Source organism: Actinosynnema sp. NPDC020468, from assembly GCF_040642015.1.
Taxonomy (GTDB): domain Bacteria; phylum Actinomycetota; class Actinomycetes; order Mycobacteriales; family Pseudonocardiaceae; genus Actinosynnema.
In genome coordinates this window covers 80,584-96,746 of the sequence record NZ_JBFAEO010000032.1, presented here as the reverse complement: position 1 = coordinate 96,746, position 16,163 = coordinate 80,584, and the positions used below count along the sequence as shown (strand labels likewise).

The 16,163-nt window shown below is 72.1% G+C and carries 11 protein-coding genes; 6 read left to right on the top strand and 5 right to left on the bottom strand.

The annotated features are described in order from the left end of the window. Positions 1–469: 469 nt before the first annotated feature. From AB0G50_RS22960 to AB0G50_RS22950, 3 genes are all read right to left on the bottom strand, one after another. Positions 470–3,883, bottom strand: a complete 3,414-nt coding sequence (locus AB0G50_RS22960) for a TM0106 family RecB-like putative nuclease (RefSeq protein WP_360111964.1) — start codon at positions 3,881–3,883, stop codon at positions 470–472. A gap of 371 nt (positions 3,884–4,254) precedes the next feature. Next, on the bottom strand, positions 4,255–5,274 hold the full coding sequence (locus AB0G50_RS22955) for an HEXXH motif-containing putative peptide modification protein (protein WP_360111956.1): 1,020 nt from the start codon (positions 5,272–5,274) through the stop codon (positions 4,255–4,257). A gap of 128 nt (positions 5,275–5,402) precedes the next feature. Next, a complete protein-coding gene (locus AB0G50_RS22950; RefSeq protein WP_360111954.1) occupies positions 5,403–6,512 on the bottom strand; it encodes an FxsB family cyclophane-forming radical SAM/SPASM peptide maturase in 1,110 nt (369 codons plus the stop codon). A gap of 158 nt (positions 6,513–6,670) precedes the next feature. Here AB0G50_RS22950 and fxsA point away from each other — a divergent pair, with 158 nt between their 5' ends. Then, on the top strand, positions 6,671–6,838 hold the full coding sequence (gene fxsA / locus AB0G50_RS22945) for an FxSxx-COOH cyclophane-containing RiPP peptide (RefSeq protein WP_360111953.1): 168 nt from the start codon (positions 6,671–6,673) through the stop codon (positions 6,836–6,838). A gap of 180 nt (positions 6,839–7,018) precedes the next feature. Further along, positions 7,019–8,383 (top strand): hypothetical protein, encoded by a 1,365-nt coding sequence (locus tag AB0G50_RS22940; RefSeq protein WP_360111951.1) that lies wholly within the window; start codon positions 7,019–7,021, stop codon positions 8,381–8,383. Here AB0G50_RS22940 and AB0G50_RS22935 read toward each other — a convergent pair. Next, the gene (locus AB0G50_RS22935; RefSeq protein WP_360111949.1) at positions 8,362–9,747 is read right to left on the bottom strand and encodes an SDR family NAD(P)-dependent oxidoreductase; all 1,386 of its coding nucleotides are present in this window, start codon (positions 9,745–9,747) and stop codon (positions 8,362–8,364) included. The two genes, AB0G50_RS22940 and AB0G50_RS22935, sit on opposite strands and share 22 nt — an antisense overlap. A gap of 97 nt (positions 9,748–9,844) precedes the next feature. On the opposite strand from AB0G50_RS22935, the gene AB0G50_RS22930 reads away from it, so the two are divergent. From AB0G50_RS22930 to AB0G50_RS22920, 3 genes are all read left to right on the top strand, one after another. Beyond that, a complete protein-coding gene (locus tag AB0G50_RS22930) occupies positions 9,845–11,023 on the top strand; it encodes a hypothetical protein (RefSeq protein WP_360111948.1) in 1,179 nt (392 codons plus the stop codon). Then, positions 11,020–11,970, top strand: coding sequence for a hypothetical protein (locus tag AB0G50_RS22925; RefSeq protein ID WP_360111946.1), 951 nt, complete (start codon positions 11,020–11,022; stop codon positions 11,968–11,970). The genes AB0G50_RS22930 and AB0G50_RS22925 overlap by 4 nt, the downstream gene beginning before the upstream one ends. Positions 11,971–12,206: 236 nt before the next feature. After that, positions 12,207–14,276 (top strand): tetratricopeptide repeat protein, encoded by a 2,070-nt coding sequence (locus tag AB0G50_RS22920; protein ID WP_360111944.1) that lies wholly within the window; start codon positions 12,207–12,209, stop codon positions 14,274–14,276. Between the two features lie 47 nt (positions 14,277–14,323). On the opposite strand, the gene AB0G50_RS22915 is transcribed toward AB0G50_RS22920, so the two are convergent. Continuing rightward, positions 14,324–14,836 carry a hypothetical protein gene (locus AB0G50_RS22915; protein WP_360111942.1) on the bottom strand — a complete coding sequence of 171 codons (513 nt, stop codon included), beginning with the start codon at positions 14,834–14,836 and terminating at the stop codon, positions 14,324–14,326. Positions 14,837–15,015: 179 nt separating this feature from the next. On the opposite strand from AB0G50_RS22915, the gene AB0G50_RS22910 reads away from it, so the two are divergent. Then, positions 15,016–15,657, top strand: coding sequence for a hypothetical protein (locus tag AB0G50_RS22910; RefSeq protein ID WP_360111940.1), 642 nt, complete (start codon positions 15,016–15,018; stop codon positions 15,655–15,657). Positions 15,658–16,163 lie beyond the last annotated feature (506 nt).

Here is a 16,163-nt window from a genome sequence, read left to right as displayed (position 1 = left end):
GCCGTCGAGCACGAAACCCTCGTACCGCTCGACCTTCGGCTTGCGCTGCGGGTGCGAGGCACACCCGCCCGACCCGACCGGCTTCCAACGGGTCCGGCCGCCGAGCGTTGCCGTTGGGAGTCTCGGGGGTGCGCGTGGTGGCGGGGAGTGCGAGTACCCGCCACCACGGCGCTTTCTCCTCCTGGATCAGCCCCTCGCGTGCACGTCGGGAGTGCCGGCCTCGGACTCGTTCGCCCGGAAACCGCCCGCGGGGGACCGGCCGCCCCGGTTCGTCCCGTCGGTGTGGCGAAGGACGTGCGCGGGCCCGCAGGGATGGGCCCGGGCACCACCACCTCCGGACGCCACCGCCGGTGAGGCGGGTGACACCCGGGGCACGGAACGCCGGTACTTCTCGACCACCACGATCTCCTTCGTTGCAGGGTGAAGGTCTCGCGTGGTTTTCACATTAAGAGCAGATGACCGCCGGACGTCATACGTCTTGGGCATAAAGGCGGTCGATGGGCGTCGCGTCGGCCATCAACCCGATCATGCCCGACACCAGCCGCAGCTGGTCGACGCCGCGGATGTCCGCTTCGACCAGTCGCGGTGAGCACACCACCACCGCCACCGCCTGCGCCCGCGAGAGGGCGACGTTCAACCGGTTGCGGGACAACAGGAAGTCCAGCCCGCGCGGCAGGTCCACGGCGGCCGACGACGTCATCGTGGTGATCACGACCGGCGCCTCCTGCCCCTGGAACCGGTCCACCGTGCCCACCCGCACGTGCTCGTAACCGTGTTTCGCCAACTCCCGCCGCACCAACCGGACCTGCATGTTGTACGGCGCCACCACGAGCACGTCCGAGTCGTCGAGGGCCCGCGAGGTCGCGCCGTCGATCCACAGGCGACCCACCAGCTCGCGGACCAGCTCGACCACGACCCGGGCCTCCTCGACCGACGACGTCGTGTTGTGCCGGTGCGCCACCTCGCGCAGGTACACCCCCGACGCCAACCCGGCGACGCCCCGTTCCGCCGCGCTGGGGTGCGCGTGCAGCAACCCGGCGTAGGACAGGTTCGACACCGGCTCGCACACCGCCGGGTGCATCCGCCGCGTCTGGTCCAGGAAGTACCCCAGGTGCGCCGGGATCACGTCCGCGTCCCCGATGAGGTGCCCCAGCGCCGACGCGTCCGCGCCCGCCGGGTGCGTGCCCTGCACGACCTGCGGCAACTGCTGCGGATCGCCCAGCAGCACCAGGTTGCGCGCGCACGTCGACACCGCCAGCGCGTCCGCGAGCGCGAACTGCCCCGCCTCGTCCACGATCAGCACGTCGAACGGCTGCTCCCGCAACGCCGCGTTGGCGAACGTCCAGGCCGTGCCGCCGACCAGGTGGCCGCCACCCTGGTCGGTGCGCCACCGCGCCAACGCCCCGTTGTCCCGGGGCTGCTCCCAGGAGCACCCAGGCACCGGCTTCCCCTTGGCCCGCTTGGCGGTGGGGATCGGCACCCCGGCCTCCCGCCCGGCCGCGAGCGCCGCCGCCAACACGTTCTCCACGGCCTTGTGGCTGTTCGACGTCACCCCGACACTGCGCCCGGACCGGACGAGGTGCGCGATCAACCGCCCGGCCAGGTAGGTCTTGCCGGCGCCGGGCGGCCCCTGCACGGCCAACGTGGACCCCCGCAACGCGTCCACGGCGGCGATGACGTCCGCGATCACGTCGGCACCGCGCGGCAACCCGTCGACCCGCAACCGCGGCGCCGTCCGCCGGACCAGGTCCACCCCGGGGTGCGGCAACAACTCCGGCAGGTGCTCCACCACCTCCCGCGCGAGCTCGTACACCGCCTCGTCCTTGGGCGTCGGCCGAACCGGACTGCCGGGCAGCACCGCGACCGGCCGCTCCCCGTCGACCTCGTCCACCGCCGTGCTCTCCACGAGCACGATCTCCTCGGCGCTCTCCTCGACCACCTCGGCGTCCCGCGACCGGTTGGGCGAACCGAGGTAGAGCAACCGCACCGACTCCCCGACCGTGAACGGGTGCGGACGCTCGGGATCACACCGCACCACGACCTGCCGCTTGGCCTTGCGCACCCGCCCGGCCGGCTGCACCCACTCCTGCGCCCGCACCGACACCGCCACCGCGCACGCGCCGTCCGACTCCAACTCCGACAACGGCGCCGCCATCTGCCGGAAGAAGTCCCACCAGGCCGGATTCGTCTCCCGCCGGTGGTACCCGACCGCCGCCGCCAGCAACGCCCGAGCCTTCTGGTCCTCGGTGGCGTCCGCCGGGTCGTCCGGCAGCCCGTCCATCAGCGGATCGACCACCCGGGCCAACCGCTCGGCCCGCTCGGCCCGCCGCAGCGCCGCGACCTCGTCTTCGATCTCCTCCACAAAGGACGGTTCGACCACCACCGGCGCGATGCCTGCCTCGTCCCGGATGTCCGTCAGGAACCGGAAGAGCCGCCGCGTGGACACGCAGTCGTAGGTGTTGTACTCGGCGATCCCGCCCAACACCTCCTCGGCCCGCGCCGGATCCACCCCGCGCAACGCCAGGAACTCCTCGTACGCCTCGATGCTCGACACCGCCGTGGTCACCTCACCACCACGCCCCGACGGCATGTACAGCGGCTCGAGGTACTTGATCGAGTACGACCGCTGCGACACCCGCAACGCCTTGCGCACCACCGAGTACAGGTCGACCAACGCCCCGGACCGCAACAGGTGGTCGACCGCCTCCTCCCGAGTGCCGTGCAACGCCGCCAACTTCTTGAGCGCGTTCACCTCGTACGGCGCGTAGTGGTACACGTGCGCCCCGGGGTGCGCCCCCAACACCCCACCCGCGAAGTCCACGAACCGCTCGAACGCCACCTTCTCCTGAGCCCGACTGTGCGCCCAGAACGCGGTGAACGCCTCGTCCCCGTCCACCACCCCGAACAGGTACTCCACCCCCTGCCCGTCGAGCGCGAACGGATCACCCTCCATGTCGAAGAAGAGATCCCCCGGACTCGCCACCGGCAACGCGGCCAACGCCGAGGGATCCACGATCTCGTAGGCGACCTTCCCCACCGGATCGTCCGAGGTGCGCGAGTCGTCCTGGATCACCTGGAGCGCGGCCTGCGCCCGCAACCCCCCGAACGTCCCCGCCGACATGGAGGACGGCCGATCCTCCCGCCGCGCATTGGCCAGCGCGTCGATGGTCCCCAACCCCACCGCCACCAACTTCCGCCGCTGGTCGGCCCGAATCCCCGCCACCAACGACAAATCCCGATCCCGCTCCCGCCCGGAAGCGCAGTGCGAGGAGAACCGACACCCGGCACACGCGGCCCGCTCGTCCTCCCACAACCGCTCGGGCAGAACAACGTCCCCACCCGAACCCAACCGCTCCCGCAAACTCCGCACCACCGGAGCGAAATCCGCAAGCCGAAACTCCCGAGAACTCCCGTCCCCCAACAACAAGCGCCCAAGGGGAGCAGCGAACTCCCCCAACGCCAACCCGTACGCGGTCAACTGCACCACCGACGCCGCAGTGGGCCGCCGAGCCAACTTCGCATCCTGAGGCTCATACCCCAACGGCGTCCGAACCAGAAAATCGGCCCGCCCGTGAAACCCGTCGGCGTAGAAAACCCCTTGGTAAACCACCGCGACCCCAGCCTCAAGCGCCCGCCGAGTAGCCGAAGCCGCCGCCACCAACGCCTCGTGCACAGGCGCGGGCTGAGCAATCTCGACCACCTCACCAGCAGCCCGAAACCCCTCCAACACAGCCACTTCGTGCGCCACGCCCCGCCGAGCAGCCAACAGATCCCGCCGCTCGTCCCCCAGAGGCGCCCCCTCCACCCCGAGCGCCAAGGCTCGCGAGAGGACACTCCGATGCCCGCACTCCAACAGATCGACCAAATCCGAGGGCGAGTACACCGAACGGCCACCGGCAATGAACATGGCGCGCAGTATCTCCGCCAAACCCCAGGACACCACGCACCACACCCGGCGAGTCGCAGGAAGGCCTCACAACGCACACCAGCAGGCGCCAGCCAAGCCGCCGGCCTCGTGTTCTCCCCGTATGGCCTGGGCGAAGCCCAACCGCATGTGTCAAGGGGGCACATCAAGCGCTACCGACGCCCAAACTCACCAACCGCCCCCTTGACGCATGTGGTTGCCTCTGGCAGGCCATACGGGGAGAACACGACGCCCTTCACCCCCGGAGGCGCTGCCCGTCCGGCGAGGACGCTCTTAATCCCTAAACAGCACCCCACACCCCACCGCCACCCACCACCCGCCCCACAACATCACCCATGAGCAACCCGCCACCGATCCCGATGCTCCCGAGCCTTCTCCACAGCCGCAGCCACCGCCCACCCGGGCAACTCCTCCCCACACCACCCCCGAAGCACCGAAGCCATCCCCTCCACGAACTCCCGCCCCACCTCCGTCAACACCCCGGCCCCCAACAACGCCTCAGCCCCCGTCAACGCGGCCCCACGCCACCGCGCGTACTCCACCAGCGCCCGCTCCCCACCCCGCCCCCGCCAGAACCCGGCCACCCCCAAGTGCGCATACGTCCCGTGAAGCAACCCCACAGCCGGCCGAGGATCATCCCGCCAGGGCGCGTAGAACAACTCCGACGTATCCCTGACCAGCGGAAACAAATCCATCAACGCCGCCAGCTTGGTGTGCTGCGTCTCGTGCGCCAACACCACCGCCAACACCTCGGCGTCCCCGGTCGACGCCAGGAATACACACCCCACCGCATCCGAGACCGTCGCACTGGTCGTCCCCCCGACGACCGAGGGCATCGGCGTCACCACGCTCACCGCGGCCGCGAACTCCGCCGCCACCCCGGCCCGATCCCGGGCCAGAACCCCCCAGGCCGCCCCCAACACCGCCCGCCACGTCTCGAGATCCACCTCCGCGGCAACCGGCAGATCAACCGGCACCCCACCCTGAACCCACTGATCGACCTGCAACACCACCCCACCGAGATCGATCTCCGGATACGGCACCACCGTCAAATCCCCAGGCCCCCCGGGCGCGACACCCAACGACGGCAACACGAACACCTCGACGTCCGGAAACCCCACCTCACACGCGACCCCGGCCCGAACAGCCGCCGCCGCGGCCACGAACGCCAACCCCTCCCCACCCCCACCCCCGTCCCGCAACCCCAACGCCACCCGAGTGGCCCACGCCCCCACGGCGGGATGGTCGAAAACCCGCTCCACCGCCCACGGCGCGACCGCCCCCACCCGCCGCAACAACCCGAACGCCTCGGCCGCCCCCGGATCACCGGAAGCGATGTACCGGATCAACAACGCCGTCCGACTACGCCGAGCCGCCCGCAACCGACGAACGACGTCACCCCCACCCCCACCCCGGGCCAACGCCCGGAAGTCCCCCCACCCCATCCGCCACCGATCCACCCCTGCGCCCCCGCCCCTCACCGCAACCGGGCCAGATCGCCCGCCACCCGATCCCGCACGTGCCCGACCAACCGGTACAGATCGGGGCAGTACACCGACGGATGATCGAACGTCCCGTCCGGGTGAAGCCGATGAGCCCGCAACCCGCCTCCGCACACCGCCACGACCGGACAGGCCAGGCACTCCGCACACGGCCCACCCCGCGCCGCCGCCACCCCCGGCACCCGCAACGCGTCGTCGAACGAATCCCGCCCGACGTTCAACCCCGTGGCGGAAGCCTCCGGCGACCCGGACGCCACGATGTCCGAAACCTCGATATCCCCGTCGACTTCGACCACCACATGAGCCGGCGGAGTATTCCCCCACCCCTCGACCCGGGACCGCCCGCCCAACACCAACGCGAGGATCTCCTCGAACACCCGAACCGCACACCGGGGATCCGAGTACCACCGATCGAAAACGGCGATCAACCACTCCGCGTACGGCGTCCCACCCACGCCCATCCCCGCCGGCGGTGAACACCAATCCCCGTGCGGCAACAAAAAATCGATAACGGGAGCTCCAAGTCCGACCAGGAACTCATACGTGGCCACCGCGTCCACCGCGGGATCGACCACGCACAACACCCCACCGTAAATCTCCGGAAACTCGTCGGCCAACAACCGGAGCCCGGCCGCCACCGACGCCCAACTCCCACGCCCGTCCGGTCGCACACGGTGTCGGTCGTGCGCCTCGGGCACCCCGTCCACGCTCACCCCGACCCGCACCCGCAACCGCGCCAGGACCTCCAACCACCCCCGGTCGAGCAACGTCCCGTTGGTCTGCACGACCACGTCCACCGGCACCGGAACCCGGGATCGCAAGCCCCGCACCAATTCCTCCAGGAACGCCACCCCGGCGAGCAACGGCTCCCCACCGTGCAGCACCACGTCCACCCGGGGTAGGTCGTGCGCCCGAACGTGCTCGGCGATCCGCTCGACCGCCCGCTCCGCGACCGCCGCGCTCATCACCCTGGGTCGCGACCGCCACCGCTGATCGGCGCGCGTGTACACGTAGCAGTAGTCGCACGCCAGGTTGCACCGACCGTGCACCTTGAGGATGAACTGGCGGAACGGCAACACTTTCATCAGGCCCCCGATTCGCGACCCCCTCCCGCAATGAAACACGTCCCCGCACCCCCGGCGTCGGCCGATCGGCCGATTCCCGGCGACACCCACCCGTGCGCACTAGGATGAGGAACAACGCGCCGCGCACAAAACCGCAGCATTGCGGTGAGGGGAGCGCCATGAACGAGGAACCCGCCCTCGAGTCCGACCTGCTCGACGTCACGGACATCGACCTGACCCGATTGGCGGAACTACCCGAAACCGCCCTCCGCGCCGCACTCCACCGCATCCTCACCGACCACGACGACCTGCCCGACCAGTACGCCGCCTTCGAGAGCGCGCTCTGACCACTTTCCACACCACCAGGAATATTCACCCTCACGCCACCCGGGCTCACCCCGCCCACCCCCACCCAACGTGAAACAACATCCCCACCCGACCACCGAACGTCATTGCGCAATAACAACTCCCGAAGATTCGGCCCATCGGGCCCTCCACACCCCCACCCGACTTGCTACCGTGATTCGGTGACCCCAGGGGGCAGGGCGTTGACGCTGTTGGCAGCCCTAGGCGCGGGCTGGATCACCGCCGCCGCTGCCGGGCTGGACGGTGTCGAACATTCGGCCGCCTACGGTTACTTCATCACCGCGCTGTTGGGCTTCGGCCTCTACGCCAGTGCGAGCGGTATCGAAATAGCCGAGTTCCGCAAGGAATTCCGCACCATTGCGGTCGCGGTCACCCTGGGCGTACTGGCGAAAACCGCCTTGATCGCCGGCGTCCTGTGGTTCGCCTTCCGCGCCGATCCGCGTTATCTCCTGCTCGCCGTCGCGGTGGCCCAGATCGACCCGCTGTCGGTCGCCTCGGTGCTCGCCAAGTCCCGGATGTCGGACTCGGCCAAGGCCCTGCTCGCCGCGTGGGCGGCGTTCGACGACCCGATGACCGTCCTGCTGACCGTCTACCTGAGCGGTTTCGTGCTGGCGGACTCGATCGGCGGCCTGGACTCGTTCGGGGTGAACCTGCTGCTCAACGCCGTCCTGGCGGCCGGAGCGTGGGGCCTGTACCGGTTGTGGCGGCACTGGTCGGGCCGTCCGAAGTGGCACCCGGGCCGTAACGCGCGCGTCGCGATCCGCTGGCTCGCGCTGCTGTCGGTGCTCGCGATCGGCTACGTCGCGGTGAAGTTCTCGCTGCTCCTGGGCCTCGCGGTGATCGGCCTGTTCTTCCGCCCGGTGAGCGAGAAGTACCTGAGCCGAGCCGCCGAGGTCTGCGTGGTCGTCGCGACGCTGGCCGTCGGCCTGGTGCTCGCGGGCGACTTCGACCTGGGCCTGATCGGCGTCACCGGCGGTCTGCTGCTCGGCGCGGCGGCGTTCGCGTCGCAAGCCGTGGTGGCGTGGGCGCTGACCCTGCCGAAGCGCTGGCGCGGCGACCGCGTGCGGCTCGCGCTCGGCCAGCAGAACGGCCTGACCGCGATCATCCTGGCCCTGCTGCTCGAACCGCTGCTCGAGGGCTCGATCGCGATCGTGGTCCCGGCGGTGATCACGGTGAACCTGCTGAACTACGGCACCAACGCCTGGTACGACGCGTGGTCGGACCGCAGGCAGGACGGCCGCCCGGGCTTCTTCACGAGCCTGCTCTCCCGACTCCTGCCCACCCCGGCGCTCGCCGCGCACCCGAACCCACCCGCAGGCGGACCCCGACCCGCGACCGCCACCCGCCCCACCGTCGGCGCCACCCGCCCGGCGAGCGCCACCCACCCGGCGACCGCCAACACGACCGGGTCCACGACCGTCAACGCCAGCCGGCCCGCGACCGCCGACCGCCCCGCGACCGCCCCGCCGTCACCGCCCCGCGGCCCGCACGGCCCGCCCCGGCCTCACCACGGCGCGGGCGCGTAGTCCTTCAGGAAGCACCCGTACAGGTCCTCGCCCAGCTCACCCCGCACGATCGGGTCGTACACCCGAGCCGCACCGTCGACCAGGTCCAACGGCGCGTGGAACCCCTCGGCGGCGAGCCGGACCTTGGTCGGGTGCGGTCGCTCGTCGGTGATCCACCCGGTGTCCACGGCCGTCATCAGGATGCCGTCGGTCAGCATCTCCTCGGCACTGGTCCGGGTCAGCATGTTCAGCGCGGCCTTGGCCATGTTCGTGTGCGGGTGGCCGGGTCCCTTGTACGCGCGGGCGAACTGGCCCTCCATCGCGGACACGTTCACCACGTACTTGCGCCGCGCGGGCGCCGCCGCCATGGCGGGCCGCAACCGGGAGATGAGGATGAACGGCGCGGTCGAGTTGCACAGCTGCACCTCGAGCAGCTCGACCGGGTCCACCTCGTTGACCCGCTGCACCCACGAGTTCACCGCGGCCTCGTCCGGCACCAGACCGCCGGCGTCGATCTCCTTCGACCCGGCGAGCAGCGCGAGCGAGGTGACCGACGGCACCGTCTCGACCAGCGACCCGGTCAGCGCGAGCGGGTGCTCGGCGACCGTGTGCCCGAACGACACCAGCTCGGGCAGCGGCCCGGACGGCAGCGGCGCGGACTCGGCCGCGACCAGCGGCGCGTAGGCGTTCGAGGACCGGCGCACGGTCTGCGCGGCGTTGTTGATCAGGATGTCCAGCGGGCCGGCCGCGGCGACCGAGTCGGCCAGCCGCACGACCTGGCTCGGGTCGCGCAGGTCGATGCCGACCACGCGGAGCCGGTGCAGCCACTCCTCGCTGTCCGCCAGGGCGGCGAACCGGCGCACCGCGTCGTGCGGGAACCGGGTGGTGATGGTGAGGTGCGCGCCGTCCCGCAGCAGGCGCAGCGCGATGTACATGCCGATCTTGGCCCGACCGCCGGTGAGCAGCGCGCGCCGACCCGTCAGGTCCGCGCCCGCGTCCCGCTTGCTCCGGTTGAGTTCGGCGCAGTCCGGGCAGAGCTGGTGGTAGAACGCGTCGACGTCGACGTACCGCTTCTTGCACGTGTAGCAGGAGCGGGCGCGCAACAACGTGCCCGCCCGCGCGCCCGGCTCGGGCTCGCGCAGCAGCACGCCGCGGGTCTCGTCGTCGATGCGGCCGGGCGAACCGGTCGCGGTCGACTCGATCACCGCCCGGTCGGCCTCGACCACGGCGGTGCGGCGCTCGGCTTTGCGGCGCTTGCGGACGCTCTTGTAAATGCCCGCGGTCGCCCTGCGGATCGCGACGGCGTCGGGGTGCTCGGTCGGCAGTTCGTCCACTTGGGCGAGCACCCGCAGGGCGATCTCCAGCTCGGCGGGATCGATTGACACGGGCCGCACTCTACCCGGGCGGTATTTCGGTACCTGATGGGTGAAATTCGAGTGAGGCAGCGCTAGGGTGCCCCGCATGCCTACAGCGGGCCCTAAGGTGCGGCGCTTGGAGCACCCCGAAGCCGAGATCCGGCCGCGTGACCTGGGACTGCCCCGGACGAGACCCGTGCTGGCCGTGCTCGGCACCGCGCTGGACCTCGAGACCGCCGCGGCGGCGCTCCCGGTGTTCCGATCCGCGCTGGTCGCGGCGGCGCAGCTGGACGCGACCGTGCTGACGGCGGGTGCCGACATCGGCGTCACGCACCTGGTCGGACTGGCCGCGGAGTCGGTGCCGGGCCGCAGACCGCGGTTGGTCGGCGTCGCGCCGAGCGGTCGGGTCGCGGTCGACGCGGAGCCCTCGCCCGGCGAGGTCCGGCTCGACCGGCACCACGACACGGCCGTGCTGGTGCCCGGCGCGCAGTGGGGCGAGGAGACCCCGGCGCTGTTCCGGGTGGTCGACGCGGTGACGAGGTCCCGCCGGCCTGCACTGGCGCTGCTGCTCGGCGGCGACGCGCTCGACCGGGCCGCGCTGCTGGAGCACCTCGGCCGCGACCGGCCGCTGCTGGTGCTCGCGGGCACCGGCGGGTTGGCCGACGAGATCGCGGGCGGTGCGCTGGGCGACGGTGACGACCTGGCCGTGCTGGTGCGCGGCGGTTCGGTCGCGGTCGTGCACCTGGACGAGGGCGCGGACCGGGTGGTCTCGGTCCTCCGCCGGGTGCTCGGCGGCGCGTCGGTGCACGCGCCCGCCCCGAACCCGCGCCCGTCGCTGCGGTTCCGGCCGCCCGCGCCGCACCCGGTGGTCGACCCGGGTTACGTGCTCGACTACCCGCTGCTGGCCGACGCGATCCACGAGGCGAACCAGGTCGTCGCGCCCGTGCTGCACGAGTCCGAGGTGGCGGCGCTGGCCGAGAGCAGGCGGGCCCGGCTGAAGGTGGCGCTGGGCGCCGCGGCGGGGTTCGCGACGACGGTGTTCGGCGCGGTGCAGGTCTGGCTGGCCGACGTGGTGTGGCCGGGCGTGCTGGTGGCGGTGTCCGGCGCGGTGGCCGCGGTGCTGGTCGTGGCGACGCGCAACGGCGAGGACCCGGAGCCCCGGACGAGAGCGGACCGCCTGCGGGCGCTGTACTTCGACCACCTGGCCGCACCGCCCCCGAGCACCGCCGCGGAACGCGACCGCCGATCCCGCGACCTGGCCGCCGAGGTCGCCCGACACCGCCACGAACCGGTGAGCACCCGATGACGAACCGCCCTGACGCGCCGGCGGACCCCGCCGCGAAGCCCGACGACACCACACCCGCCGCGCCGGAACCCGTCGCGACGCCCGAGAAGGCACCGACCGGCGGCTCGACCCGCCGGCCCTCCGCCCGCACGGCGAAGCCCGAGGTCGCGAAACCCGATCCGGCGACCTCGCGGGACACGGCACGTCGATCGCCGACCCGCACCGCGAAGTCCGGCGACCAGGCGGAGCCCGAAACGCCCGCCGGCACCCGTCGCGCCGCCCGCCCCAAGCCCGAGTCCACGAGCACCGTCCCCCCGGTGTCCACTTCGGACTCCGCCACGACCGCCGCGCCGGCAGTAGCGCCGAAATCCCCGCCGAAATCCCCGGCGCCACCCGCCACCCCGCCGACAACCGTTGGCGCACAACAGGAATCTCCGCTCGATCAGGCCATTGAAGACCCGCTGGCCGCGGCCGTCGTCGCCCGCACCCGGACGCTGCCCGCCCCGCCGCCGCGCCCGGCCGAACCCAGGACGGCGGCCGCCCGACCGGCCGCGGCCCCCTTCGACCCCGACGTGCACCGCGAGCAGTTCCTCCGCGCCTACCTGAGGCACCGGGTGGGGGAGAAGCTGGCCGGGTTCGAGCGGACCGGGCGCCGGCACGTGGTCGCCCGGCGCGCGACGACCGGCGCCGGCGTGCTGCTGTTCACCGGCGCGGCGGCGCTCGGGGCGGTGGCGGTGGCCGATCCCGGTCGGCGGGCGCTGTGGGGCCTGCTCGCCACGGCGTGCGCGGCCCTCGCGGGCGCGGTGGCGGTGTACGAGACGGCGTTCTCGTCCCGGGTGCTCGCCCGGCGGTCGGCCGGTGGCGCCGCCGTGCTGGCACTGCTCCAGGCGCACGGCGCGCCCGAGGGCGACGCGGGCGTGGCGGCTTTTCGGGCCGAAGTCGAAAGCGCGCTGCGGCATTCGGGCTAGTCATCGGAAGCGGCTATGCATTATTCCAGGGCATCGTCTGTTCTTATGGATTCCCGAATGGGTGATCTGTAGATCCGGGCCAATTCGCACTAAAGTCGGGAGCCCCGCGCCCGTTTTCGTGGAGGTTTCCGTGACGCCGAAGATGAAGAAGATTCGTATCCGCCTGTCGGGGCCGATCCGCCTCGCCGCCGCCTCGTGTTCGGCGTGCCAGGTCCCGACCCTGGGCAGCTGAACGGATGGCCGACCACATCTGGATCAGAGGCAGCCACCCGGCGGACCGCGTCCGGGCCAGAGCCGGTCGGGACCTGTCGCCCGAGCTGGCCTCGGTCGACGCGCACCGGGGCCTGCGCGGTCCGTACACGGCGGGCGGCTCGCTGCTGCGGGCCATCGCCGTGGACGCGTTCAACAGATGTCCCGAACTCGCCTCGCGGCACAACACCGAGGTCGCCACCGCCGCGCCGGAACTCGCGGTCAGCGTGCCGACCGCGTGGGCGACCCTGGAGTGGACGGTCAGCGACGAGCAGCGCACCCGCTACTACTCCCGGCTGCGCACCCGCGACATCGCCAACGGCATCGCCGACTTCCTGCGCGCCTACCTCGCGTCCTACGGCGACGAGCAGCGCACCCTCTTCGTGGACAACGTCCACCAGGCCGACCCGACCGACCAGGAGCTGTTCGCCGTCCTGTTGCGCCGTCAGGACATCCCGCAGCTGAACCTGGTCCTCGGCACCGGCTGGGACCCGCTCGTCGACCCGCCGGGCGACGTCGCGGTCAGCCTCGCCGAGGCGCTGCCCGCCTACGCCAGGCTGGTCGACGGCCCGCGCCCGGCGCAGTCCCGCGACCCGCGCGGCTACATCGAGAGCGACGGCACCACCGAGGACCCGGCCGCGATCGCCGCCTACCGCGCGCTGTCCCCGGACGTCCGGGCACGCCGGCACGACGAGCGGTGCGCTCGGCTCTACGCGCTGGGGGAGCAGTCGCTCGCGCTGGGCGCGATCCCGTTCCACGCCGAGCGCGGCACCCGCCGGGCGACGCTCGGCGTGCAGGCGCTCAAGCACGCGCTCGGCCACTGCCGCAAGGTCGGCCTCTACCACGCCGCCGCGGACCTCGGGCTGCGCGGCCGGGCGCTGGTCGACCGCCTGGACGACCCCGCGCTCTGGTGGCACTTCACCGAGGGCGCCGCCGCGTCGCTCGCCACCGCGGGCCGGGCCGACGAGGCCGCCCTGGTCTACGACGAGGCGCGCGCGGTGACCGAGAACCCCGCGCAGCAGCTACGGCTCGCCTACGGCACCGCGATGCTGCACGTGCGGCACCTGCCCGAGCCGCGGCGCGACCTGGCGCAGGCGCGCGGCTGGATGGAGCTCGCCATGTCGCTGGCGCGCGGTCTGCCGGACCCGAAGGAGGCCGCGTTCCACTCGGTGTTCGCCCGCAACGGCCTGGCGCTGGTGGAGATCCACGAGGGCCGGGACGCGGAGGCGCTGCGGTTGGTCGAGGACGGGCTCGCGGTGCTGGACCGGTCGTTCGGCCGGACCGAGCACGCGCTGCTGCGCTCGGTGCTGCGGCTCAACCGCGGTCGGGTGCTGGCCGCCGCGGGCAGGCTCGAGGAGGCGCTCGCCGAGCACACCGCCAACACCGAGCTGGACCCGGCGTTCCCCGAGCACCACTTCCACGTCGGCACGCTGCTGCGCAGGCTCGGCCGCAACGCGGAGGCCGCGGCCGCGTTCGAACGGGTGCTGCCGCTCTCGCCGCCGTTCCCCGAGGTGCATTACAACCTCGCGGACACCTGGTTGGAACTCGGCGACGTGCGCAAAGCGCTGGGGTGCTTCGACTACGTGCTCGAACTCGACCCGGGACACCTGCGGGCGCGGGTGAACCGGGCCGCGCTGCGGTGCGAGGCGGGCGACACGCACGGCGCGTGGGACGACGTGGAGGAGGGTCTCCTCCAGTCGCCGGACAACGTGCACCTGTTGTGCGTCAAGGCGAGGCTGCTCGCCGAGGCGGGTGACGGCCGGACCGCGTCCGCCGTGCTGTCCACCGCGCTGCGCCGCGACCCGGGTTACGCGCAGGCGTGGGCGCTGCGCGGTCAGCTGCGCTTCGAGGCGGGCGATTTCGGTGGCGCGCTGAGCGATTACGACCGCGCCGTGGCGCTGGGCGACGGTCCGGAGGTCCGGTTCAACCGGGCCGTGGTGTTCGAACGGGTCGGCCGGTACGGCGAGGCGGCCGACGACTACCGATCGGTGCTGGCGGACTCGGACGACGAGGACGCGCGGAACAGGTTGGAGTTCTGCCTGCGCGCCGTCGGTTGAGCGGTGAGCGCCGCGCGGCCGGCGTGGTGGCCGCGCGGCGCCTGAGCTCAGACCGTCCCGGTGAACCGGTCGTCCAGGTAGGCGAGCTTGGCCGCCTCGTCGCGCGCGGAGTACAGGTAGCGGACCCAGGCCTCCCGCTCGTGCAGCACCGCGCCCATCTCCCAGACGCAGATGACCTCCAGGTGGGTGCCCTGCTCCAGCAGTCGGAAGTGGTCGCTGTCCTTGGTCTCGCGGTAGTAGACCGTCTCCCACATCTCGTTGTTGCGCCGCCACGTGCAGACGATGAGGAAGTGGAACGACTCGCCGCACAGGTGGTGGACCACGAAGCCGAGGTCGCCGGAGATGTCCAGCGCGCCGCTCGCCACCTGGTCGTGCAGGAACCTCGTGCCGTCGGCGCGCACCTCGGTGGTGATCACGGCGTCCTTCTCGCGGACCTCGTACCACTTCAGGTGCGCGTCCGGCAGGACCAGGTCGGCCTCCGGCAGCGCGACGACTTCCTTGGGGTAGTGGCGGTAGTCGTCCTCGACGTTGGTGATCCGGGCGAGGTGGGCATGCGTCATTCCGGCGATCCTAGGTCGTGCGCGCCGCCGAGCCGACCGTTCCGGGAGGACCGCGGCGCACCGGTTCTCGACCGTTGACGGTGGACGGCGACGCGCCCCTACCGGTTGCCACCCCTGGTGCGCAAGGGTTTCCCGGTACGCCACCCGCGGTCGCGACCGGACGGCTAGTCTCCCGCTCCGTGACTCCGACCCTCGCCACCCTGCGCGCCTCGGCGCTGACCTTCGGCGGGTACGACCAGCCCGACCGCTCGTGGTCCGCGCTGACGCTGGCCACCGCGCCCGGCCTCGACCTCGCCCTGCCCGCCCACCGCGACGCCGCGCACGTGTGGCTCAACGCGTGGGGCTGCCGGATCCGCAAACCCCGGGACGGCGAGCCGAGGGTGTTCGACGAGGCGGTCGCCGCGTGGTGGGAGCGGTGGCACACCGGGTTGCCCGCGCGCGAGGTGTGGCTCGCCGAGCTGTCCGACGAGGACGCGGCCGCGCTGGGGGAGTGCTTCGCGGACCTGGCGGCGACCCGCGCCGCGCCCACCAGGACGCTCGGCCCGACGGCCGCGTCCAAGCTGCTGTTCGCCTTGCGCCCCAACGCGCTCATGCCGTGGGACAACCTCATCGCGCAGCGGTTGCACGGCGCGCGAGACGGCGCGGCCTACACCCGGCACCTGACCACCGGGCGGACCTGGGCGCGGGCCGTGCTGGCCGAGTCGGGGCTCGCGGAGGCCGTGCTGGTGGAGCAGCTCGGCCGGCCGGGCGGTTCGCTCGCGAAGGTGCTGGACGAGTACTGCTACCTGGTCTACACCCGGGACTGGGTGGCCGCGCCCTGACCGGCGGGCTCGGTGAAGCGCCGGTGAAGAGGTGTCGACGCCGGGGGGAAATCACTTCGGAGTTCCGCGCGGAAACATCCGGGGCCATTTACCCGGTTGCGGTCGGGTGGCGCCGGCGAAGTGGCCGACGCGAGTCGTGAACCGATTGGGTCGGATCGGGGGGTGGTGTTCCGGCGGGTTGTCGGGTACTTCGGGAAACCGCCGCCCGGTCGCCGCCACGGGACGCGTCATCGCAGCTCACCGGGGGTACGGGAGAGGCGCGCCGTGCCGCACGCGGCCGGCCGGCGGTGTGGGCGGCACATTGTCGGCGGACCCCATAGGCATTCACGATGGGGTTCCCATAGGGGTCGGAAATGGGTCGTTGACTCTTCCCGGAGCGCGCCTACGATCGCCGTACCTAGCAGGAGAGGGTACGTGCATGCCCAGCTCGTCTCGGTTTCAGGGCGACGTCGTCGGCGCATTGTCGGACGTTCGCGAGTACCACGTGGTGACGGCGCGGACCACCC